Source organism: Pleionea mediterranea (genome assembly GCF_003148745.1).
Classification (GTDB): Bacteria; Pseudomonadota; Gammaproteobacteria; order Enterobacterales; family Kangiellaceae; genus Pleionea; species Pleionea mediterranea.
Window position 1 is genome coordinate 167,020 of the sequence record NZ_QGGU01000006.1, and the last position, 18,884, is coordinate 185,903.

The 18,884-nt window shown below is 43.1% G+C and carries 16 protein-coding genes and 2 tRNA genes; 15 read left to right on the forward strand and 3 right to left on the reverse strand.

Annotated elements, in window-relative coordinates; genetic code table 11:
* Positions 1–65 precede the first annotated feature (65 nt).
* From ihfB to pgi, 8 genes are all read left to right on the forward strand, one after another.
* Positions 66–359, forward strand: a complete 294-nt coding sequence (gene ihfB / locus C8D97_RS09360; RefSeq protein ID WP_109763517.1) for an integration host factor subunit beta — start codon at positions 66–68, stop codon at positions 357–359.
* 94 nt (positions 360–453) lie between these two features.
* On the forward strand, positions 454–747 hold the full coding sequence (locus C8D97_RS09365; RefSeq protein ID WP_170115202.1) for a LapA family protein: 294 nt from the start codon (positions 454–456) through the stop codon (positions 745–747).
* Entirely contained in the window at positions 748–1,926 is a 1,179-nt protein-coding gene (lapB, locus tag C8D97_RS09370) for a lipopolysaccharide assembly protein LapB (RefSeq protein ID WP_109763519.1), read from the forward strand.
* Position 1,927: 1 nt separating this feature from the next.
* Entirely contained in the window at positions 1,928–2,668 is a 741-nt protein-coding gene (gene pyrF, locus C8D97_RS09375) for an orotidine-5'-phosphate decarboxylase (protein WP_425348731.1), read from the forward strand.
* Positions 2,669–2,772: 104 nt separating this feature from the next.
* Positions 2,773–3,075: a ComEA family DNA-binding protein gene (locus C8D97_RS09380; RefSeq protein WP_109763520.1), complete on the forward strand. Its 303-nt coding sequence runs from the start codon at positions 2,773–2,775 to the stop codon at positions 3,073–3,075.
* 140 nt (positions 3,076–3,215) lie between these two features.
* On the forward strand, positions 3,216–4,670 hold the full coding sequence (locus tag C8D97_RS09385) for a mannose-1-phosphate guanylyltransferase/mannose-6-phosphate isomerase (protein ID WP_342587788.1): 1,455 nt from the start codon (positions 3,216–3,218) through the stop codon (positions 4,668–4,670).
* A gap of 90 nt (positions 4,671–4,760) precedes the next feature.
* Positions 4,761–5,879 (forward strand): non-hydrolyzing UDP-N-acetylglucosamine 2-epimerase, encoded by a 1,119-nt coding sequence (gene wecB / locus C8D97_RS09390; RefSeq protein WP_109763522.1) that lies wholly within the window; start codon positions 4,761–4,763, stop codon positions 5,877–5,879.
* 275 nt (positions 5,880–6,154) lie between these two features.
* Positions 6,155–7,681, forward strand: a complete 1,527-nt coding sequence (gene pgi / locus C8D97_RS09395) for a glucose-6-phosphate isomerase (protein ID WP_109763523.1) — start codon at positions 6,155–6,157, stop codon at positions 7,679–7,681.
* A 21-nt stretch (positions 7,682–7,702) separates the two neighbouring features.
* On the opposite strand, the gene rrtA is transcribed toward pgi, so the two are convergent.
* Both rrtA and C8D97_RS09405 read right to left on the reverse strand, forming a co-directional pair.
* Positions 7,703–8,302: a rhombosortase gene (rrtA, locus tag C8D97_RS09400; protein ID WP_109763524.1), complete on the reverse strand. Its 600-nt coding sequence runs from the start codon at positions 8,300–8,302 to the stop codon at positions 7,703–7,705.
* Between the two features lie 138 nt (positions 8,303–8,440).
* Positions 8,441–8,517: transfer RNA gene (locus C8D97_RS09405), tRNA-Asn, on the reverse strand.
* Positions 8,518–8,907: 390 nt separating this feature from the next.
* Between C8D97_RS09405 and uvrB the strand changes: the two genes are divergently transcribed.
* Both uvrB and galE read left to right on the forward strand, forming a co-directional pair.
* A complete protein-coding gene (gene uvrB, locus C8D97_RS09410; protein ID WP_109763525.1) occupies positions 8,908–10,911 on the forward strand; it encodes an excinuclease ABC subunit UvrB in 2,004 nt (667 codons plus the stop codon).
* A 144-nt stretch (positions 10,912–11,055) separates the two neighbouring features.
* A complete protein-coding gene (gene galE / locus C8D97_RS09415; RefSeq protein ID WP_109763526.1) occupies positions 11,056–12,066 on the forward strand; it encodes a UDP-glucose 4-epimerase GalE in 1,011 nt (336 codons plus the stop codon).
* Between the two features lie 254 nt (positions 12,067–12,320).
* Here galE and C8D97_RS09420 read toward each other — a convergent pair.
* Positions 12,321–12,397: transfer RNA gene (locus C8D97_RS09420), tRNA-Val, on the reverse strand.
* A 156-nt stretch (positions 12,398–12,553) separates the two neighbouring features.
* Between C8D97_RS09420 and C8D97_RS09425 the strand changes: the two genes are divergently transcribed.
* The 5 genes from C8D97_RS09425 (at position 12,554) to C8D97_RS09445 (ending at position 18,783) form a co-directional block, all read left to right on the forward strand.
* Entirely contained in the window at positions 12,554–13,312 is a 759-nt protein-coding gene (locus C8D97_RS09425) for an ABC transporter substrate-binding protein (RefSeq protein WP_109763527.1), read from the forward strand.
* 3 nt (positions 13,313–13,315) lie between these two features.
* Positions 13,316–13,822 carry a transcription/translation regulatory transformer protein RfaH gene (rfaH, locus tag C8D97_RS09430; RefSeq protein ID WP_109763528.1) on the forward strand — a complete coding sequence of 169 codons (507 nt, stop codon included), beginning with the start codon at positions 13,316–13,318 and terminating at the stop codon, positions 13,820–13,822.
* Positions 13,823–14,156: 334 nt separating this feature from the next.
* The gene (locus C8D97_RS09435; protein WP_109763529.1) at positions 14,157–16,769 is read left to right on the forward strand and encodes an SLBB domain-containing protein; all 2,613 of its coding nucleotides are present in this window, start codon (positions 14,157–14,159) and stop codon (positions 16,767–16,769) included.
* Between the two features lie 96 nt (positions 16,770–16,865).
* Positions 16,866–17,213 carry a four helix bundle protein gene (locus C8D97_RS09440; protein WP_109763530.1) on the forward strand — a complete coding sequence of 116 codons (348 nt, stop codon included), beginning with the start codon at positions 16,866–16,868 and terminating at the stop codon, positions 17,211–17,213.
* A gap of 64 nt (positions 17,214–17,277) precedes the next feature.
* Complete coding sequence (locus C8D97_RS09445) at positions 17,278–18,783, forward strand: capsule assembly Wzi family protein (RefSeq protein ID WP_109763531.1); 1,506 nt, start codon at positions 17,278–17,280, stop codon at positions 18,781–18,783.
* Positions 18,784–18,884: the final 101 nt, after the last annotated feature.

Here is an 18,884-nt window from a genome sequence, read left to right on the forward strand (position 1 = left end):
ACCCCGTTTTGTACTATTTTAAATAGACATAAGCTTTTGAATAACAAGGAAAACGGGTTTTCCCTATGACCAAATCTGAATTAATAGAGCGTTTGGCGGCCCATCAAACGCAACTTTCGGCTAAAGATGTCGAGTTGGTTGTGAAAAGCCTGCTTGAACATATGGCTCAGGCGTTGGCGCGTGGCGATCGAATCGAAATTCGAGGGTTTGGCAGTTTCTCTTTGCACTTTCGTGCACCGAGGACAGGTCGTAATCCTAAAACTGGTGATGCTGTTACACTGGCTGGCAAATACGTCCCCCATTTTAAGCCGGGCAAAGAATTACGGGATCGGGTGAATGCAAGCATTCAAGAAAATTAAATAACCACAAATGGTTAATAATCGAAGGCATGTCATTGACCTGCCTTTTTTTATGCCTGAAAATCAAGGTATTAATCTTATCTAGGAGTTGGGTGTGCGAGGAATTATCTACTTTATTCTATTTATTTTGGTTTGCACACTTTCTATTCTGTTTTTTGCCCAGAATGATCAAGATGTTGTCTTAAGTTATTTTATCGGCCAGCTGGATACACCCTTAGCCTTTATTATTGTTGGTAGCTTGCTGGTGGGCTATTTTATAGGTGTTATCAGTCTGACAGGGCGTTTGTTTAAACTTCGGGTCAAGTTAAAGCAAGCACAGCATAAACTTGGTCAAAAGACGAAAGAAGTCGAGAACCTGCGCTCACTGCCGATTAAGGATGACTATTAAATGACCGAGTTGTGGTTTTATTTAATGGTTGCCCTGTTACCTGTGGCTGCTTTTAGCGGTTATCGTTTTGGCCGCAGGGCTAAACATAAGCATGAGACTGCTACTCAGGGTGGTTTGTCAAAGCGCTATTTTGTCGGGCTTAACTTTTTATTAAATGAGCAGCCCGATAAAGCTATCGACACCTTTGTTAAAATGCTTGAGGTGGACTCAGAAACCGTTGAAACCCATCTGGCTTTAGGTAATTTATTTCGAAAGCGCGGTGAAGTGGATAGGGCGATACGATTGCATCAAAACTTGATTGCTCGTCCCTCATTAGCTCCTGAATCGCGAAAGATGGCGCTGCTTGAGTTAGGTCTGGATTATATGGCCGCAGGCTTGTTTGACCGAGCAGAAAGTTTATTTAAAGAATTAATTTTAGAGCCGCGACATAAAGCCACCAGTTTGCATCAATTAATGTTGATTTATCAGCAAACCAAAGATTGGCAAAAAGCGGTGTCCGTAGCAGAACAGCTTCAGTCGGTGGATCATAAAGATCACGCTGCAGAAATTGCCAACTTTTATTGTGAGCTTGCGGATCAACAAATCAGTCAACACCAGATTAAATCGGCCTATCAGTCTTTAAAGCGAGCACTTCAAATTGATAACACTTGTGTTAGAGCTAATATAAGTCGGGGTGAACTGGCATTATCCCAAGGCCAACCGAAACAGGCATTAAAGTATTACAAAGAGTTGGCAAAACAAAATCCAGAATTTATCTCTGAAGTACTGCCTTCAATTCAACAATGCTTTATTCAATTAAGGGATCAAAAAGGCTATCGACAGTTTTTATCCAGCTCGATGCAACAAGGCGGCAGTACCTCAACGGTTTTAGCCTATGCTGATTTATTGCGCAGTGAAAAAAGTGATCGGGAAGCGGCAGATTTTATTGCACAACAGCTGCAAGAGAAACCGTCATTAAAAGGCTTATTAAAACTGATCGAGCTGCATATTGAACATGCGCAGTCCAGTGCTAAACCCAGCCTACAAATTTTATATCGCATCATTTCGCGGTCTTTTGAATCGAAACCGGTTTATCGCTGCAGCCATTGTGGTTTTGGCAGCAAAACATTATTTTGGCAATGCCCCGGGTGTAAGCATTGGGGATCCGTAAAACCCATACTTGGCCTGGAAGGAGAGTAAGTTGAAGTTGCAAAGTATGTCTAAATCCTCTGAAAAAGTTTCCGATCCAAAAATAATAGTGGCACTTGATTTTGATCAAAGCTCCAAGGCAATGCATTTGGTGGATCAACTTGATCCAACCTTATGTCGATTAAAAGTCGGTAAAGAAATGTTCACTCATTTTGGCCCAGAGTTTGTTAAACAATTAATCGACAGAGATTTTGATGTATTTCTTGATCTTAAATTTCACGATATTCCCAATACAGTGGCAAAGGCTTGTTTGGCAGCGGCTGAACTTGGTGTCTGGATGATCAATGTTCATGCATCAGGCGGCACAGCAATGATGACGAAAACGCGTCAGGCATTGGATACAATGGGCTCAGACGCGCCTTTACTAATTGCGGTAACAGTTTTAACCAGCATGTCGGAACCTGAACTTCATGCCCTTGGTGTGCAGCGGAGCTTATCGGATCATGTTCTGGCATTGGCGCAGTTAGCCAAACAATGTGAACTCGATGGTGTGGTGTGTTCTGCTCAGGAGGCTCAGCTGTTAAAGCAAAACCTTGGTGAAAAGTTTCAATTAATCACACCGGGTATTCGGCCTAAAAATACGTCAAGTGATGATCAGACCCGTATTGTGACACCTCAGAATGCTATAAAAAACGGTTCAGACTATCTGGTTATTGGCCGCCCCATTACTCAGTCGAGTAATCCTCTGCAATCTTTGTGCGAAATATCTGATTCGATACAAACACAGTTGTAACTTTTTAAATGGCTGAATAAAATCCAGCCATTCGCTTAAGGAGTGCGAATAACTAAAATAAACTAACTCAAGGACCTTTCGAGGATCTTAAAAGGAGAATTAAAATGAAACTTATCATAATGACATTGATTGCTGGTGTATTAATGCTGGGAACACCTGAAATTGCAGAGGCAAAAGGAAAAGCAGAGGCAAAAACGACTCAACAGGTAATGCAGCCGGTTAATATTAATACCGCTACTGCTGAGCAATTATCGAAAGCTTTAAAAGGCGTTGGTATTAAAAAAGCCAAAGCGATTGTTGCGCTACGCGAAAAACTGGGGAAGTTTAAAGCCGCAGAGCAGTTGATGGACGTGAAAGGTATTGGTAAGGCAACCTTTGAGAAAAACAAAGCGTTAATCAAATTGTAGTTTTTAAGACTGTAGTGTCAAAGACGATGAAAGGGGCTTAATGCCCCTTTTTTGCTGTTTTGGTCAATGTTCTTTTTTAAGTTAAAATATGCGAAACGAGTAAAACATCAAAAGGCTCTGCTCTGAAACTCTTCCCTGTAATACTTTCTGGCGGCTCTGGTTCAAGACTTTGGCCTCTATCTCGAGAATACTTTCCTAAGCAATTTGTGCAATTGACGGGCAAGGTCAGTTTATTCCAACAAACGCTTCAACGATGTGGCTTACTTAGTAAAAATAAATCTGGTTTTGATGTTCAACCACCGGTTGTGGTTAGCAACGAGCAGTATCGATTTTTAATTGCTCAACAGGCTCTGGAAGTAGGGCAGCCATTAACAACCATTATCCTTGAGTCCAGTACTAAAAATACCGCGCCAGCGCTAACCCTTGCTGCAGAATATATTAAGCAACATTACGATAATGCACTGATGTTGGTATTGCCTGCGGATCACGCAATCGAGTTACCCTTAGAGTTTGTATCATCGACACTGCATTTATGTCAGGCATTAAAGGCTCATCGATCTATCGGTATTTTTGGCGTAACTCCCGACTTTGCGCATACAGGTTATGGTTACATTGAAATGGGAAAAAAGCAGGATAATGGCATAAATCAGGTCAGTTCTTTTACAGAAAAGCCGAAACGTGCAGTGGCAGAAGCCTATCTGGCAGCCGGAAATTATTTCTGGAACAGTGGCATGTTTATTGTTCAATCCTATTTATGGCTTGAAGCATTGGTTGAATTAAATGTCGATATTCACAAAGCCTGCCACAAGGCCATGGAAAACTCATCTCAGGATCTGGAGTTCGTACGAGTAGACGCAGAAGCGTTTGAATCTTCACCTTCAGAGTCTATTGATTATGCCGTTATTGAAAAGATACCCTCTTTAAAAAATCTGAATATATCAGTTGATATGGTTCCGCTTAATTGTGAATGGACCGATTTAGGTGCCTGGACGAGTGTATCGGATCAACTAAAGCCTGATGAAAATGGAAATGTTGCTATTGGTGATGTCATTCAAGAGCAGTCAACCAATACCTTTGTTATGAGTCAGCAGCGGTTGGTTGCAACATTAGGTGTTAATGATCTGGTGGTTGTTGAAACACCCGATGCGGTTTTGGTTGCCAATAAATCAAAAGTGCAAAATGTTAAACAGATTGTTGCACAACTTAAAAAAAGCGGACGAAGTGAACATCAGGTACACAGGCGGGTTTATCGACCCTGGGGCAATTACGAAATCGTTGACGTTGGCGAAGGGTATAAAGTTAAACGCATAGAAGTTAATCCAGAAGCCTCTTTATCTTTACAGTTGCACCACCAACGTGCCGAACACTGGATAGTCGTAACAGGAGCCGCTGAAGTGAGTTGTGACGATAAAACATTTTTATTGTCTGAAAATCAGTCAACTTATATCCCCATAGGATCGAAGCACCGTCTGTCCAATCCAGGCAAGTTGCCGCTGGAGTTAATTGAAGTACAGTCGGGCAGTTATCTGGGTGAGGATGATATAGAACGGCTAGATGATATTTACGGCCGTAAGGGCGATACCGTTATCGGTTAGATTAAGCTTGGCTTTGGGTATGTTTCATAAGCCGTGATTGTTATACTTTCAAATATACCCTTTATCATCAACATCCCTCACAGGTGATTAATGAAAAAAGTGCTCGTTGTATTTGGCACGCGTCCAGAAGCGATTAAGATGGCGCCGCTGGCCAAACAATTATTACAGGTCGATACGCTTGAGACTCGGATTTGTGTCACGGCACAGCACCGGGAAATGCTTGATCAGGTTTTAAGTTTATTCGAATTAACGCCAGACTTTGATCTGAACTTAATGAAATCAGGTCAAACGCTTACCGATGTGACAACCAAAGTGCTGCGGGGAATTGATGATGTATTACAGCAATGGCGTCCGGATGTCGTGCTGGTGCATGGTGATACCACAACAACCATGGCAACTTCATTAGCCGCATTTTACCATCAGGTAAAGGTTGGTCACATAGAAGCTGGACTACGAACCCATAACCTCTACTCTCCCTGGCCGGAAGAAGCGAATCGTCAATTAACCGGTGTTTTAAGTCATTATCATTTTGCGCCCACTGAATCCTCACGGAATAATTTGCAGCAAGAAGGTAAAGATGAAAAGAGCATCTGGGTGACAGGTAACACGGTTATTGACGCATTAATTTGGGTATCTGAAAAACTCGATCGTGATGAATCATTACACAATAAGCTGCAGCAAAAATTTTCATTTCTCGATTCAAGCAAACGACTAATTTTGGTCACCGGGCACAGGCGTGAAAATTTTGGTGACGGTTTTTTGCAGATTTGTCAGGGCTTAAAGAAACTTGCCGAGCGTGGCGATGTACAAGTGGTGTACCCGGTCCATTTGAATCCTAATGTGCAAAAACCGGTGAATGACATACTTGGCAATAGTCCCGATGTATTTTTAATTGAACCGCAAGAATATCTTCCGTTTGTCTACCTGATGAAGCAGAGTTACTTTATTATTACCGACAGTGGTGGCATACAGGAAGAAGCGCCGTCATTGGGAAAACCGGTACTGGTTATGCGAGATAATACTGAGCGGCCAGAAGCTTTAGCGGCTGGTACAGTAAAGTTGGTTGGTGCTAATGCCGAAACGATCCTTCAACAGGCCAATCAATTATTGGATAATAAAGCAACTTTTGAATCCATGTCACAAGCGGCTAACCCTTATGGCGATGGAAAAGCGGTGTCTCGTATTATTGAGGTACTAACCCAAGCTTAAACTAGGGTATATTAAGCGTAAGATATAATATTAAAAACAAATTTATATCATAATGATAATTATTAAAATTATAAGTTCAGGGTTGAACATAAATGACTAAAACATACAAAGTACAGATATCGCGCAACGTTTACTAGGCTTGATTAAAAAGGTCATAAGTCACGTTTGCATACATTTTTGACGTTTCTATGCATCGCCTGCACTGAGTGGTGTATATGAATGGATGAAAGACCTGTACCAAGCGTCTGTATAAGAGGTTTTATTAAAAGAGCATTATGGATTATTCATTTCACAACAAATTAAAAAAACAAGCTGAAGTATTAACATCAAATTCGATCCGAAACATTATTGATACGCAGCAGTTTAAAAGCAGTTTCTATCAGTACAATGGCGTTGCCATCGATTTTTCTAAAAACAAAATAACCGACGAAGTGTTTAATACGTTATTGGCGTTTGCAGAAAGTAAGCAGCTGGACAAACGTATAGAAGCCATGTTTGCTGGTGAAGTCATTAATGTAACGGAACAGCGTCCAGCGCTGCATACCTTGTGCCGAGCTGAATCGTCTAATTTAGAGCAATGGAAGGATGTTGAACAGCAGCATCAAAAAGCCGCACGCTTTGCGGATAAAATTCGGCAGGGTGAGCTGTTAGGGGCAACTGGTAAGCCAATCTCAACCCTGGTCAATATTGGAATTGGTGGCTCAGATTTAGGCCCCAGATTGCTTGTTGACGCACTTTCAGAGCATCAACAAGTAGGGCTTAATATTTATTTTATGAGTGATGTGGATCATCAGTCTGCCGAGCAATTACTCTCGTCAATTAATCTGGAACAAACATTATTTATTCTCTGTTCCAAATCCTTTACTACCTGGGAAACGCAAACCAATGCACAGCTTGCTATTAGTGCGTTAAAAAAAGTCGTGGGCGAGCAAGGTTGGTCTGCTCACTTTGCCGGTGTCGCGGTTAACCAGCAAGCCATGACGGACTTTGGGATTTTGCCGGACTATCAGTTCTCTATTTGGGACTGGGTTGGTGGACGCTACTCCATTTGGTCTTCTATTGGATTAATTGTTCGTATTGCGCTGGGTAATGCTGTTTTTGATGATTTTTTAGCCGGTGGTCGAGCCATGGATCAGCATTTTCGTAATACAGAATTGAACAAGAACTTGCCTGTATTACTGGCTTTAATTCAACACTGGAACATTAATTATCAACAACACTCGGTGTTTATTACCTTACCTTACCGACATGGATTAAAGTTATTTCCCGATTATCAACAACAGCTTGAAATGGAGAGTAATGGCAAGTCTGTCACCACGTCCGGTGAACCTGTGTCTTTTGCCACTTGTCCGTATATTTTTGGGCAATCGGGATTGAATGCCCAACATGCGTTTATGCAACTGGTGCATCAAAGTCAGCGCAACACTTATCTGGAAATGCTAACCATTCCAGAAGCTAATGTTAGTTTTGAAGATGATGTGGCTTTCCGCTCCTGTCTGGCGCAATCATCGGCGCTTATAAATGGTACCGATGATGGCGGCCCTGCAGAAAAAGCCTGCCCAGGTGATCGGCCTTCCACCATTATTGTGCTTGAGAAGTTATCGGCATTTTCATTGGGGCAGTTAATTGCCTTGTACGAACATAAAGTATTTGTACAAAGCGTGCTTTGGGACATTAATGCGTTCGATCAGTTTGGCGTAGAGCTGGGCAAACAAATTGCAACGGGGCTAAGCAAAGCATCACAGGATGATCCTCAGGTGGATGCTGCAACTCGTGCGTTAATTAAGCGGTTCGGTCGCTAGAGAAAATTTGGTTGGGAGTCTTTATTTTTCGACCAGGTGGATCGCCGGTCGCCGGTATCGCCAGATCAGGTAAACGGCACCTACGAGGACTCCGGAAACTGCTCCCCATAAATGGGCATCAACGGCCACGTTGGCATTGATCAACTGCTTAACCGATTCAGAGCTGCCATAGAGCTGCTCATAGGTAAGCTTGGCAGTAACGCCAATGATCAGTGCTGTGGATGTCCATTTATTTTTCGGCCAGTCTGCCAGCCCAAATGCGACAATAGTGCCATGCAATGCACCAGATAGACCCACATAGCCATGTAATTGGGGAGAAAGGAAATACAACAGCAGGGTATTCAACAGTATTGGACCCAATAAAAAGGCCGCTTGCCATTTTTTATTGCACACATCCCAGAATATAAACCAGATTAAAAAAAGGCCGCCCATATTCAGTGCCCAGTGGTTCCAGTTGGTATGAAGTGCGTTGGCGGATACTAATCGCCACAGTTCCCCCTCGGCAATATGAGAGCGTTGATAAGACAGAATCGCCGATAACTCACTGCTAAAAATTGCCGGGATCAGGCAGAGCAGTGCTGTTGAAAGTGGTATCAGGTAACGCCAGAGCAGGGTTGTCATCGCATTAATCAGTTATAGGGTTTATCAATAATGTATCAAATTTATAGTTAGAAAAGAGCTGCGATTTCAATGTTTGAACAGCAGAAACAAAAAAGCCGCGAAAAATCGCGGCTTTTTTGTTGGCCATAATGGCTAATTTGGCTCCCCCTCCCCGATTTGAACGGGGGACCTGCGGATTAACAGTCCGTCGCTCTAACCAGCTGAGCTAAGGGGGAATAATCCCGTCCCTCTCGGAACGGAGCGCAATATTATAAGAACCTATGTGAAGGGTCAACACCGAAAGCCTTAAAATATTAAAAAAATTATAAATTGGTGGTTTTTGCAGCTAAGCTGGTGAATTGTTGGCCTTTATTCAGAATGACAGTGACTGTTTTGGTTAAATTTTGTGTTTGTCTTAAAAATAATGCATTGGCCACTCTTAACTCTTAAAACTTCAAACTAACTCTTCAAACCTCTATCTTTTAACTCGCCACTCGAAACTCGCCACCATCCTTTTTGTCACTCTTAGCCCTTCAAACTTCAGACTTCAGGCTTCCGCCCCCCGAACCTCGCTCCAAAACTTATCCTAAGTTATAATCCGTCCTCAATTTCAATAAGTTGTTGTTATGACCGTCGAATACAAGCTCAATACACCCTTTAAACCTGCTGGTGATCAGCCCAATGCTATCCGTTCGTTGTTGGAAGGGCTTGATGACGGCTTGGCGCATCAAACCCTGCTAGGGGTTACCGGTTCTGGTAAAACTTATACCATGGCCAATGTGATCGCCCAGTCAGGAAGACCGGCACTGATTATGGCGCCTAACAAAACATTGGCGGCGCAACTTTATGGCGAAATGAAAGAGTTTTTCCCCAACAATGCCGTTGAATATTTTGTGTCTTATTACGACTACTATCAACCCGAAGCCTACGTACCGACCACCGATACGTTTATCGAAAAAGATGCCTCGATCAATGATCACATAGAACAAATGCGGCTGTCTGCCACCAGAGCATTACTGGAACGACGTGATGCCGTTATTGTCGCTTCTGTGTCGGCAATTTACGGTCTGGGTGATCCAGAAAAGTTTCACTCGATGGTGATGCATCTAAAAGTAGGCGATGAGATCGATCAACGCGGTGTATTACGGCGATTGGCGGAACTGCAATACACGCGCAACGATCTGGATTTACAGCGGGCCACTTATCGGGTGCGCGGCGATGTAATCGATGTATTTCCGGCAGAGTCAGAACGAGACGCCATTCGAATTGAACTGTTTGATGATGAAATAGAGCAAATCAGTCAGTTTGATCCCTTAACCGGCGAAATCATTAAAAAAATGATGCGGGTGACTATTTTCCCAAAGAGTCATTATGTGACTGGAAGACAAACCGTATTAGACGCAATTGAGCAGATTAAAGATGAGCTCAAAGACCGACTCACCGTATTTGAAAAAGATCATAAATTAATAGAAGCCCAACGCATTGAGCAGCGGGTAAAGTTTGATATCGAAATGATGGTTGAGCTTGGCTATTGCTCCGGCATCGAAAATTACTCCCGCTATTTATCGGGCCGACAAATTGGTGAAGCGCCGCCCACCTTAATTGATTATTTGCCTGACGATGCGTTAATGATCATCGATGAGTCGCACGTCACTGTGCCGCAAATTGGTGCCATGTACAAAGGCGATCGGTCACGTAAAGAAACATTGGTGAACTATGGATTTCGTTTACCCTCGGCGCTGGATAATCGGCCGTTGAAGTTTGATGAGTTTGAACGACTGGCACCACAAACCATTTTTGTATCCGCTACGCCATCCGATTATGAGAAAACTCATTCGGGTCAAATCGTTGAGCAGGTGGTCCGGCCCACGGGACTAACCGATCCTGACATCGAAGTTAGGCCTGTGGGCACCCAGGTTGATGATCTCTTGTCAGAAATTGCTTTACGCACAGCGGTTAACGAACGGGTTCTGGTAACCACGTTAACCAAACGCATGTCAGAAGATTTGACCGATTATTTGATGGAGCATGGCGTAAGAGTGCGTTATCTGCATTCTGATATTGACACGGTTGAACGCATGGAGATAATCCGTGATTTAAGACTGGGTGAGTTTGATGTGTTGGTCGGCATCAACTTGTTAAGAGAAGGTCTGGATATGCCGGAAGTCTCTCTTGTGGCCATTCTCGACGCGGACAAAGAAGGCTTTTTACGTTCAGAGCGATCGCTTATTCAGACCATTGGTCGCGCCGCGCGAAATCTTAATGGTAAAGCGATTTTATACGGTGACAGGATCACTAACTCCATGCGAAAAGCGATTGATGAAACTGATCGTCGTCGAGAAAAGCAGGAAGCCTTCAATAAAGAACATGGCATTACGCCAAAAAGCGTTCAACGAGCCATAGCTGATGTTATGGATATTGGCAGTTCCGACAAACGGGGCAAAGTGAAGCTGGCGAAAGTATCCGATAAAAAAGGCAAGTATAAAGTATTGACGCCAGCCGAAGCGGAAAAAGAAATTAAACGACTGGAAAAGGAAATGCATGAACACGCGAAAAACCTTGAGTTTGAAAATGCCGCTAATATTCGCGATCGTATTATGCAGTTAAGAGAACAGGCTTATGTTGGTTAAGCAAGATTAAGTGAAAGTTGCGAAAATAAAAAGTTGCGAGTGGCGAGAAGCAAAAGCAAGAAGTTTTAAGAGATAAGTTTTAAGAGTTTCGAAACTCGAAACTCGAAACTCAAATCGTTTGAATTTTTAAAATGGAGTTAGGTTATGCAAACAGTTTTAGTGACCGGTGGTACCGGATATATTGGCAGTCATACGGTCATTCAGCTTATTGCTGCAGGTTTTAAAGTGGTGATCATCGATAATTTATCCAATTCGAAAGAATTGGTGCTGGATCGTATTGAAAAGTTATCCGGTGTACGTCCCGATTTTTATGCCTATGATATCCGTAATTTTGATGCATTACGTGAGCTGTTTCAGCAATATAAGTTTAGTTCGGTGATTCATTTTGCGGGCCTAAAAGCGGTTGGCGAATCTACCCAGTTACCGCTTAAATATTATGATAATAATGTTGCTGGTACCGTAACCTTATGCGAAGTGATGGCTGAAGCCGGGTGTAAAAATATTGTGTTCAGTTCGTCGGCCACGGTTTATGGCGATCCAGGAACGGTGCCTATTACCGAGTCGTTTGCTACCTCAACCACAAACCCTTATGGCAGCAGCAAGTTGATGGTGGAAAATATATTAACGGATCTGCAAAGTTCTGATCCCGAGTGGACGGTTGTATTACTGCGCTACTTTAATCCAATCGGTGCCCATAAAAGCGGCATTATTGGCGAAGATCCAAAAGATATCCCAAATAATCTATTACCCTATGTCACACAGGTTGCGGTAGGAAAACTTCAGCAGCTGTCGGTATTTGGCAATGATTACCCAACAAAAGACGGCACAGGCGTTCGTGATTATATTCATGTGGAAGATCTGGCGGCGGCCCATGTTAGTGCTGCAGAAAAACTGGATGCACTGTCCGGTACCTGCATTTATAACCTGGGAACAGGGCAGGGCTATTCCGTGTTGGATATTGTGAATACCTTTGAGTCTGTCACAGGCAAAGCGGTCAACTATCAAATCACCGAACGACGACCGGGTGATATTGCCGAATGTTGGGCCGATGCCTCGTTAGCGAAACAACAGTTGGGCTGGTCTGCGAAAAAAGGACTGCAAGAAATGCTCGAAGATGCCTGGCGATGGCAGTCGAATAATCCGGATGGGTATTAGGTTTGAAGTTTGAAGAGCTAAGTTTGAAGTTTTAAGAGATAGAAAGAGCGTTGCGAGTTGCGAGTTGCGGGTTAAAAGATAGAAGTTTGAAGAGTTAAGTTTGAAGTTTTAAAAGTAGCGAGCTTCGAGTTAGAAGATAAAAAGCTGGTTTAGGGCGGTGAGCTGCAGGTGGCGAGAAGATCAAAATCTAGAGCTCGATCTTAAAGCAAAGAATTAAGATGTTTTATCATTTTTTCGAAATTCGATAGAGAAAATGGTAGGCGCGATCGGATTCGAACCAACGACCCCCACCATGTCAAGGTGGTGCTCTAACCAACTGAGCTACGCGCCTATTGAGAAGGACTCTCAAAAGAGGCGCGTATCTTACCCAGTTCATTTTCAGCTTGCAAGCAGTTTTATCCAACTTTCGTGACTGACTTCTGGTTGCGTGTAGGACTCCTTGCTATAATTGCGCGCTGTTGGATTTCGGGTAATTTGAGCGGTAAACATGTCACTATTTTGTCAAAAACAGTCCAGATGGAGCATCCGTTACGGATTCTACTCTGCCATTTTTCTGGCAGTGCTGCTGCAGCCTGTTGTTAAGGCTGGGGATACTGACAATCGATCAAATCAAAACTCTTCGGCGCCCTCCGAAGCAAACGAAAGTCCGTCCGATAGCCATCAAACCATTCATCGCTTTTTTAAACAGCGTCTTGATTATGTGTTTCAGCAATTAAGCACATATCCGGAACGATATAAAAACGCTCAGGCACTAAAGTCATTGGCGGAACAAAAGATTGTCGATTTTTGGGATTTGGATGCAACCTTGTTAGCGTTAATCGGTCGAACCGACTGGCAGCAACTGAGTCAAAAAGAAAAGTTGGATTTACGACATTCACTGCGTAATACATTGGTGCGTTACTTTATGGAAGCGCACGAGCATTATTCTGGTCAACCGGTTGTGCTCGAAGACGTTCAACTCAATCATGCAATGAATAAAGGTTGGCTGACGCTGCGTATCGTTTTGGATTATATGCCTGATATGAAAGTGGATTTTAATATTGTCAAAGTGGACAACCAGTGGTTGTTCCGTGATCTTCGGTTTCAGGGGATCCGTTACACGCGTATGAAACGAGGGTTTTATCAAAAGATGTTAAAACAATTGGGCGCTAAACAGTTGGCACAACAATTATCGAGTAAAAACACCCAGTACTTTGAGTCTCGAGGGATTCAGTCTGTACCAACCTCTCAAGCATTGAAACACTAACTGATGACGGAGCAAGCTTTGTGGTATCTGGTGGCCACCAAACCGAAACAAGAACAGCGTGCCGCGGAACACCTGAGTAATCAATTCATCGAATACTTTTTGCCCGAGATAGAAGTGGAAAAATCGCTTCGGGGTAAACGCAGTGTTCGCATTGAGCCGTTGTTTCCGGGATATTTGTTTGTTGCGTTACCCAAGGATAGTGTGTTCTGGAGCAAAATTCGTTCTACCCGTGGCATACGCGATGTGATTCGATTTGCCGGTAAGCCCGCTATGGTAATGCCCGATATCATTAATCATCTAAAAAGCACTCTTGGCGAGGATGACAAGCCGCTGAAATTATCCATGTTGCCAAAACAGGGCGATTCGGTCGAAATAAAGGAAGGTCCGTTTAAAGGCTTAAGCGCTATTTTTCAGTCGCTGGATGGCGAAGAAAGAGCCATTATTTTGCTCGAAATATTAGGAAAGCAGCAATCGCTGGCGGTTAATTTAAGCGATTTGGGTAAACTTTGAACGTATAAGCACAATAAGCAGAATTAAACGGCATTCCGGGCAGTTTTACGTTTCATTGTTGTAACAGTTTCATTACAATACCGGCACTCAAAATGTGACGGATTTCATACTTTGGCACACTGGAAGCCACAATTCAGGGGCGGTAGCGTGCCTGAAGCCAGTATTTTACCATTGAGTCGTTTATTATTGGCGGGCTTTTTTGGCACGACTTTTTCACAGTACATTCGAAACAATATTTTTAAACCAGATTTGTTTTAAACCAGATTTGCTTTAATACAGAACACATCACCGTTTTCATTCGACTTACTTTAATGCGATTACTTAGATCACTATTATGATGAAAATTATAAAAACCGGATTTTTAATATTCTTTTGGGCACTATTGTCTTCCGCTGTACCCGCTTACGCTGCACAGCAGGTTGATCTGTCTCAAGCCAAGCAAATGTGTAATAACGCGACGCCACAGCAAAAGCAGATGGCTAAAGCGGCGGGGTACAATCTGGACTCCTTGTGTTCACAGCTCCAAAACAATTCATCTATGTCAGGTCAGAAGGATGATACAGGAAATACTCCTGTGGTTAATCCGAGAGCCACAAAAAACAAAAGTGACAAAGAATTTCAGGATGAGCAGGAGCAAAATCCATTATCGTTATTTACCCCTGAACAAATCGCAGCCATGACGCCTGAGCAACTGGCGAGAATTCTTCAGGATATTGAAGAAAAAGCGGAGCTTGAAGAGCTTGAACCGCTTAAAGCCTTTGGTTATGAACTTTTTGCCGGTGACCCAACGTCTTTTGCACCCGCTAATAATATACCTGTACCTGTCAACTACGTAATCGGTCCGGGCGATACCCTGGAAATACAGCTGTTTGGTAAAATGAGCCAGCAGTTATCCCTGGTGGTCAATCGAAACGGTCAGATTAACTTTCCGGAATTAGGCCCAATATCGTTGGCCGGTTTATCGTTTGCTGAAGCTAAATCGTTACTGCACAAACGCATTAAAGAGCAGATGATTGGTGTGGACGCCAGTATATCCTTAGGTGAGTTACGCTCCATTCAAGTTTTTCTGCTAGGGGAAGCTTATAAACCTGGCTCTTACACCGTCTCATCTCTTTCAACCATCACCAATGCTCTATTCGTCAGCGGTGGTATTTCCGATATTGGTTCCTTAAGAAACATTCAGCTAAAACGTCAGGGTAAGTTAATCACAACCCTTGATCTTTACGACTTATTGCTTAAAGGCGACACACGAAACGATCAACGATTATTACCGGGCGATGTGATTTATATTCCGCCGGTAGGCACAACGGTTTCCGTGGATGGTGCGGTCAAACGGCCTGCCATTTATGAGCTGAAGAATGAAAACAGTGTCGAACGTTTGATCGAACTGGCCGGTGGCCTTGGCCCAACAGCGTATAAGCAAGAAGCGCAGTTAACGCGGGTAAATGAGCAGGGCTTTACCACGATTATTGAAGTTAATAATCCACAAGCATCCAGTCAGTCGCTTAAGTCAGGGGATCATTTACAGGTTCGTGAACGGGTTGAAGTGAATCGTGGTTCGGTAAAATTAACCGGTCATGTGTATCGAGAAAAGAAAATCGCCTGGAAGCCCGGACTTAAAGTCACCGATCTGGTTGCATCGGTCAATGCATTAAAACCATTACCCCAGCTCGAAAGCGCTATTTTAGTCCGCGAGTCTTTACCGTTACGTGACTTGTCAGTCATCACGGTTAACTTAAAGCAGGCGCTGTCGCAGCCGAATTCTTCATTTAATGTTGCATTAAAGCCTCAAGATCAACTGATTGTGCTGGGTTATGAAACACCCAATAAAGAAGAACTGACCACTATACTGGGTGAAACCAAAGCGCCTAAACGTCGAAATGAGCAGTTGGATCTATTGGTTAAACGGCTGGAAAATCAGGCGTCATCACAAAGCTTTGCTAAAGTGGTTGCCATCTCAGGGATGGTTCGCTTCCCGGGTCAATACCCGCTGGCCAACAATATGACGGTTGATCAACTGATTGCCATGGCGGGCGGATTGGCCGAGTCGGCCTACACGCTTAATGGCGAAGTGACTCGCATTTCCATGCGCAATCCAGAGCATACACAGGTTGAACATCACAGTATAAAACTGACCGAAGGCGAAGGCGTCACAGCCGATAACTTTAAATTGCAATCACGGGATGTGGTGAATATTCGTCAGCGCCCCGACTATCGTGAATTTGCGTTAGTGGAAGTGGATGGCGAAGTGAAGTTTCCGGGCACTTACCGCATTAAAAAAGGCGAAACCTTAAAAGATCTTATGAAACGCGTGGGCGGTTTTACCGATTTTGCTCACGTTGAAGCCGCAGTGTTCACCAGGGAAGATTTAAAAGAGCGCGAAGCCAAGCAACTAAAAGAATTACGAGAGCGTTTAAAAGCGGATATTGCCAATTCTCAGTTAGAGCAAGCCAATGTTGGTAAAAGCACAAACTTAAATTCTTTAGAGCAGCTATCAGAATCACTGGATACTACTGAGGCTCTTGGCCGTTTGGTTATCGATTTAAAATCCATACTGGCAAACAAAACCGACGATGTTATTTTGAAAAATGGTGACATGTTGGTAATACCATCATTCCGTCAAGAAGTCAGTGTGGTGGGCGAAGTACAATACCCAACCTCGCATTTGTTTGATCAGTATTTAACGTTCGAAGAATACATCGAGCGCAGCGGTGGTGAAACGGAAAAAGCCGACGATGAACGCATCTACATTGTTAAAGCTGATGGCTCAGTCACTCTGCCTTACAAATCTGGCTGGGTAAACGCCATGGGCGTAAAAATTGAACCGGGTGACACCATAGTGGTTCCATTAGATGTTGACGCAACCAACAGCCTCGATCTCTGGAGTAAAGTCAGTCAGGTGGTTTATCAGCTAGCACTGGGTGCCGCGGCGATTACGAGAATTTAGATAAAGTCTTAAGAGTGAAGTCTGAAGTTTGAAGACCTAAGACCTAAAACCTAAGACTTCAAACTTAAAGTTTGAAAAACATCGACAGGAGGTCTGATGAAGTTTGATCGAATGGATGTATGGATGAGAGCTGTCGAGCTTTCTGTTGAAGCGTATAAATACTCTACAAAAATAAGAGATTATGGCTTTAGAGATCAGTTGACTCGTTCGGCTCTTTCAATACCGAGTAATATTGCTGAAGGTGTTGAGCGAGAATCGATTAAAGAGTCAATAAATTTTCTATCATACGCTAAAGCTTCTGCTGGAGAGTTCTATACTCAGGTGTTCATTGGTAAAAAAGCAGGTTTTTTAGATATTGACGTTGCCGAAAGGTGGCTTCAAGAATCAAAAGAGATTACCGCTATACTTGCAGCGATAATGAAAAAACGCAGACAATTTACTTAAAACTTAAAACTTAAAACTTAAAACTTAAAACTAAGTTCGCCTTTAGGAAAAAATAAAACGAACAATGAAAAATATTAAGTACATAGTATTGTCAGTCTCAATAATGTGGGGAGTTCTGGCGAACTCTGAACCCTTCATTAAAACCGATAATCTTTGGCTTCGTGCGGATATCGAAACCTTGGCAAATCTGGGTGTGATCAAAACACCAGTCACTACCTGGCCGTTAACTTGGGGGCCAATTCTTAAAGACTTAAGTAATGCTAATGTAAATTCAATACCAGAACAGTATCACAGCACTTTTTTCCGGGTGTTAAGAACCGGACGCCGTGAAACCGGCGATGATAATACCTTTACTGAGTTTCGCATCAGTGCAGCACAAGAACCTCAGTTATTGCGCTATTTTGGCGATAACGCGCGCGATAAGCGTGAGTTTTCAACACGAACGTCAGGTATGAGTAATAACTTTGCCTGGAATCTGGAAGTGACCTTAGCACCCGACTCTGTGGATGGTGACGACAAGCGATTTGATGGCAGTTATGTCTCTGCCATTGGCGGTAACTGGGTATTCTCGTTAGGGCAAATAGAGCAGTGGTGGGGCCCAGGTTTTCAACATTCAATCATTTTATCGAATAACGCCAAGCCAATACCTGCGGTTTACTTAAAGCGCAACTACGCAGAAAGTTTTGAAACACCATTGTTAAGCTGGATTGGCCCATGGACGTTTAATGGCTTTATTGGTCAACTGGATGATCAGCGTACCATTAATAACGCTAAATTGGTTGGCATGTCCGTAGCGTTTAAACCACTAGACAGTTTAGAAGTGGGTTTACGCCGAACCGCACAATGGGGCGGCGAGGGTCGACCAGAAACCTTCGACTCATTTTTGGATATGATGATAGGTTTGGACAATTGCGATGAAGGCGGCTTATCCTGTGACGATAATTCAAACGAGCCAGGCAATCAGTTAGCCGGTATCGATTTAACCTGGCGGCCCAATTGGATTGTTCCTTCCCGTTTATATCTGCAAACCGTAGGTGAAGATGAAGCCGGTTATGCCCCGTCCAAAAAATCCTTTCTTTATGGTGCATCACTAAATGCAGCAGTGTTTGATAATCCGCTAATGGTTTCGTTGGAATACACCGATACCAAAGTGGATGGTGACGGCAATACACCCGGTGAAGAGTTTAGTGGGTATAATGTTTTATATGAACATGGGATATATCAGCATGGTTATCGATATCGTGGTCGCAGTATAGGTTCAACAATCGATAATGACTCAATAATGACGTCTCTTTTATTAACTTACCAAATACCCGACTGGGGAAGTTTTAGTTTATTAAGCTCACAAATAGAGTTAAATGTTGACGGTGAAAATAATGCCCAACCCGGTGGTCACAGTATTAGCGACAGCCAAGTGAAGTTTGGTGAAGTTATTTTTAAGTGGAATTACTTAACTCAAAACTTTGGTAGTTTTATTTTTAGTGTTACATCAAGAGATGAAGCGTTAACAACAAAATTAGGTGAGTTTGATACCACTTCTTTTGGAATTGATTGGTCGATTAGGTTTTAATGTCGAGCAACTCGCAACTCGCAACTCGCAACTCGCAACTCGCAACTCGCAACTCGCAACTCGCAACTCGCAACTCGCAACTCGCAACTCGCAACTTAAAA

Bases quoted from the DNA above. Each gene is read 5' to 3' on its own strand.
- ihfB (WP_109763517.1), top strand. From the start codon at position 66: ATGACCAAATCTGAATTAATAGAGCGTTTGGCGGCCCATCAAACGCAA.
- lapB (WP_109763519.1), top strand. From the start codon at position 748: ATGACCGAGTTGTGGTTTTATTTAATGGTTGCCCTGTTACCTGTGGCT.
- C8D97_RS09380 (WP_109763520.1), top strand. From the start codon at position 2,773: ATGAAACTTATCATAATGACATTGATTGCTGGTGTATTAATGCTGGGA.
- wecB (WP_109763522.1), top strand. From the start codon at position 4,761: ATGAAAAAAGTGCTCGTTGTATTTGGCACGCGTCCAGAAGCGATTAAG.
- pgi (WP_109763523.1), top strand. From the start codon at position 6,155: ATGGATTATTCATTTCACAACAAATTAAAAAAACAAGCTGAAGTATTA.
- rrtA (WP_109763524.1), bottom strand. From the start codon at position 8,302: ATGACAACCCTGCTCTGGCGTTACCTGATACCACTTTCAACAGCACTG.
- uvrB (WP_109763525.1), top strand. From the start codon at position 8,908: ATGACCGTCGAATACAAGCTCAATACACCCTTTAAACCTGCTGGTGAT.
- galE (WP_109763526.1), top strand. From the start codon at position 11,056: ATGCAAACAGTTTTAGTGACCGGTGGTACCGGATATATTGGCAGTCAT.
- C8D97_RS09425 (WP_109763527.1), top strand. From the start codon at position 12,554: ATGTCACTATTTTGTCAAAAACAGTCCAGATGGAGCATCCGTTACGGA.
- rfaH (WP_109763528.1), top strand. From the start codon at position 13,316: ATGACGGAGCAAGCTTTGTGGTATCTGGTGGCCACCAAACCGAAACAA.
- C8D97_RS09435 (WP_109763529.1), top strand. From the start codon at position 14,157: ATGATGAAAATTATAAAAACCGGATTTTTAATATTCTTTTGGGCACTA.
- C8D97_RS09440 (WP_109763530.1), top strand. From the start codon at position 16,866: ATGAAGTTTGATCGAATGGATGTATGGATGAGAGCTGTCGAGCTTTCT.
- C8D97_RS09445 (WP_109763531.1), top strand. From the start codon at position 17,278: ATGAAAAATATTAAGTACATAGTATTGTCAGTCTCAATAATGTGGGGA.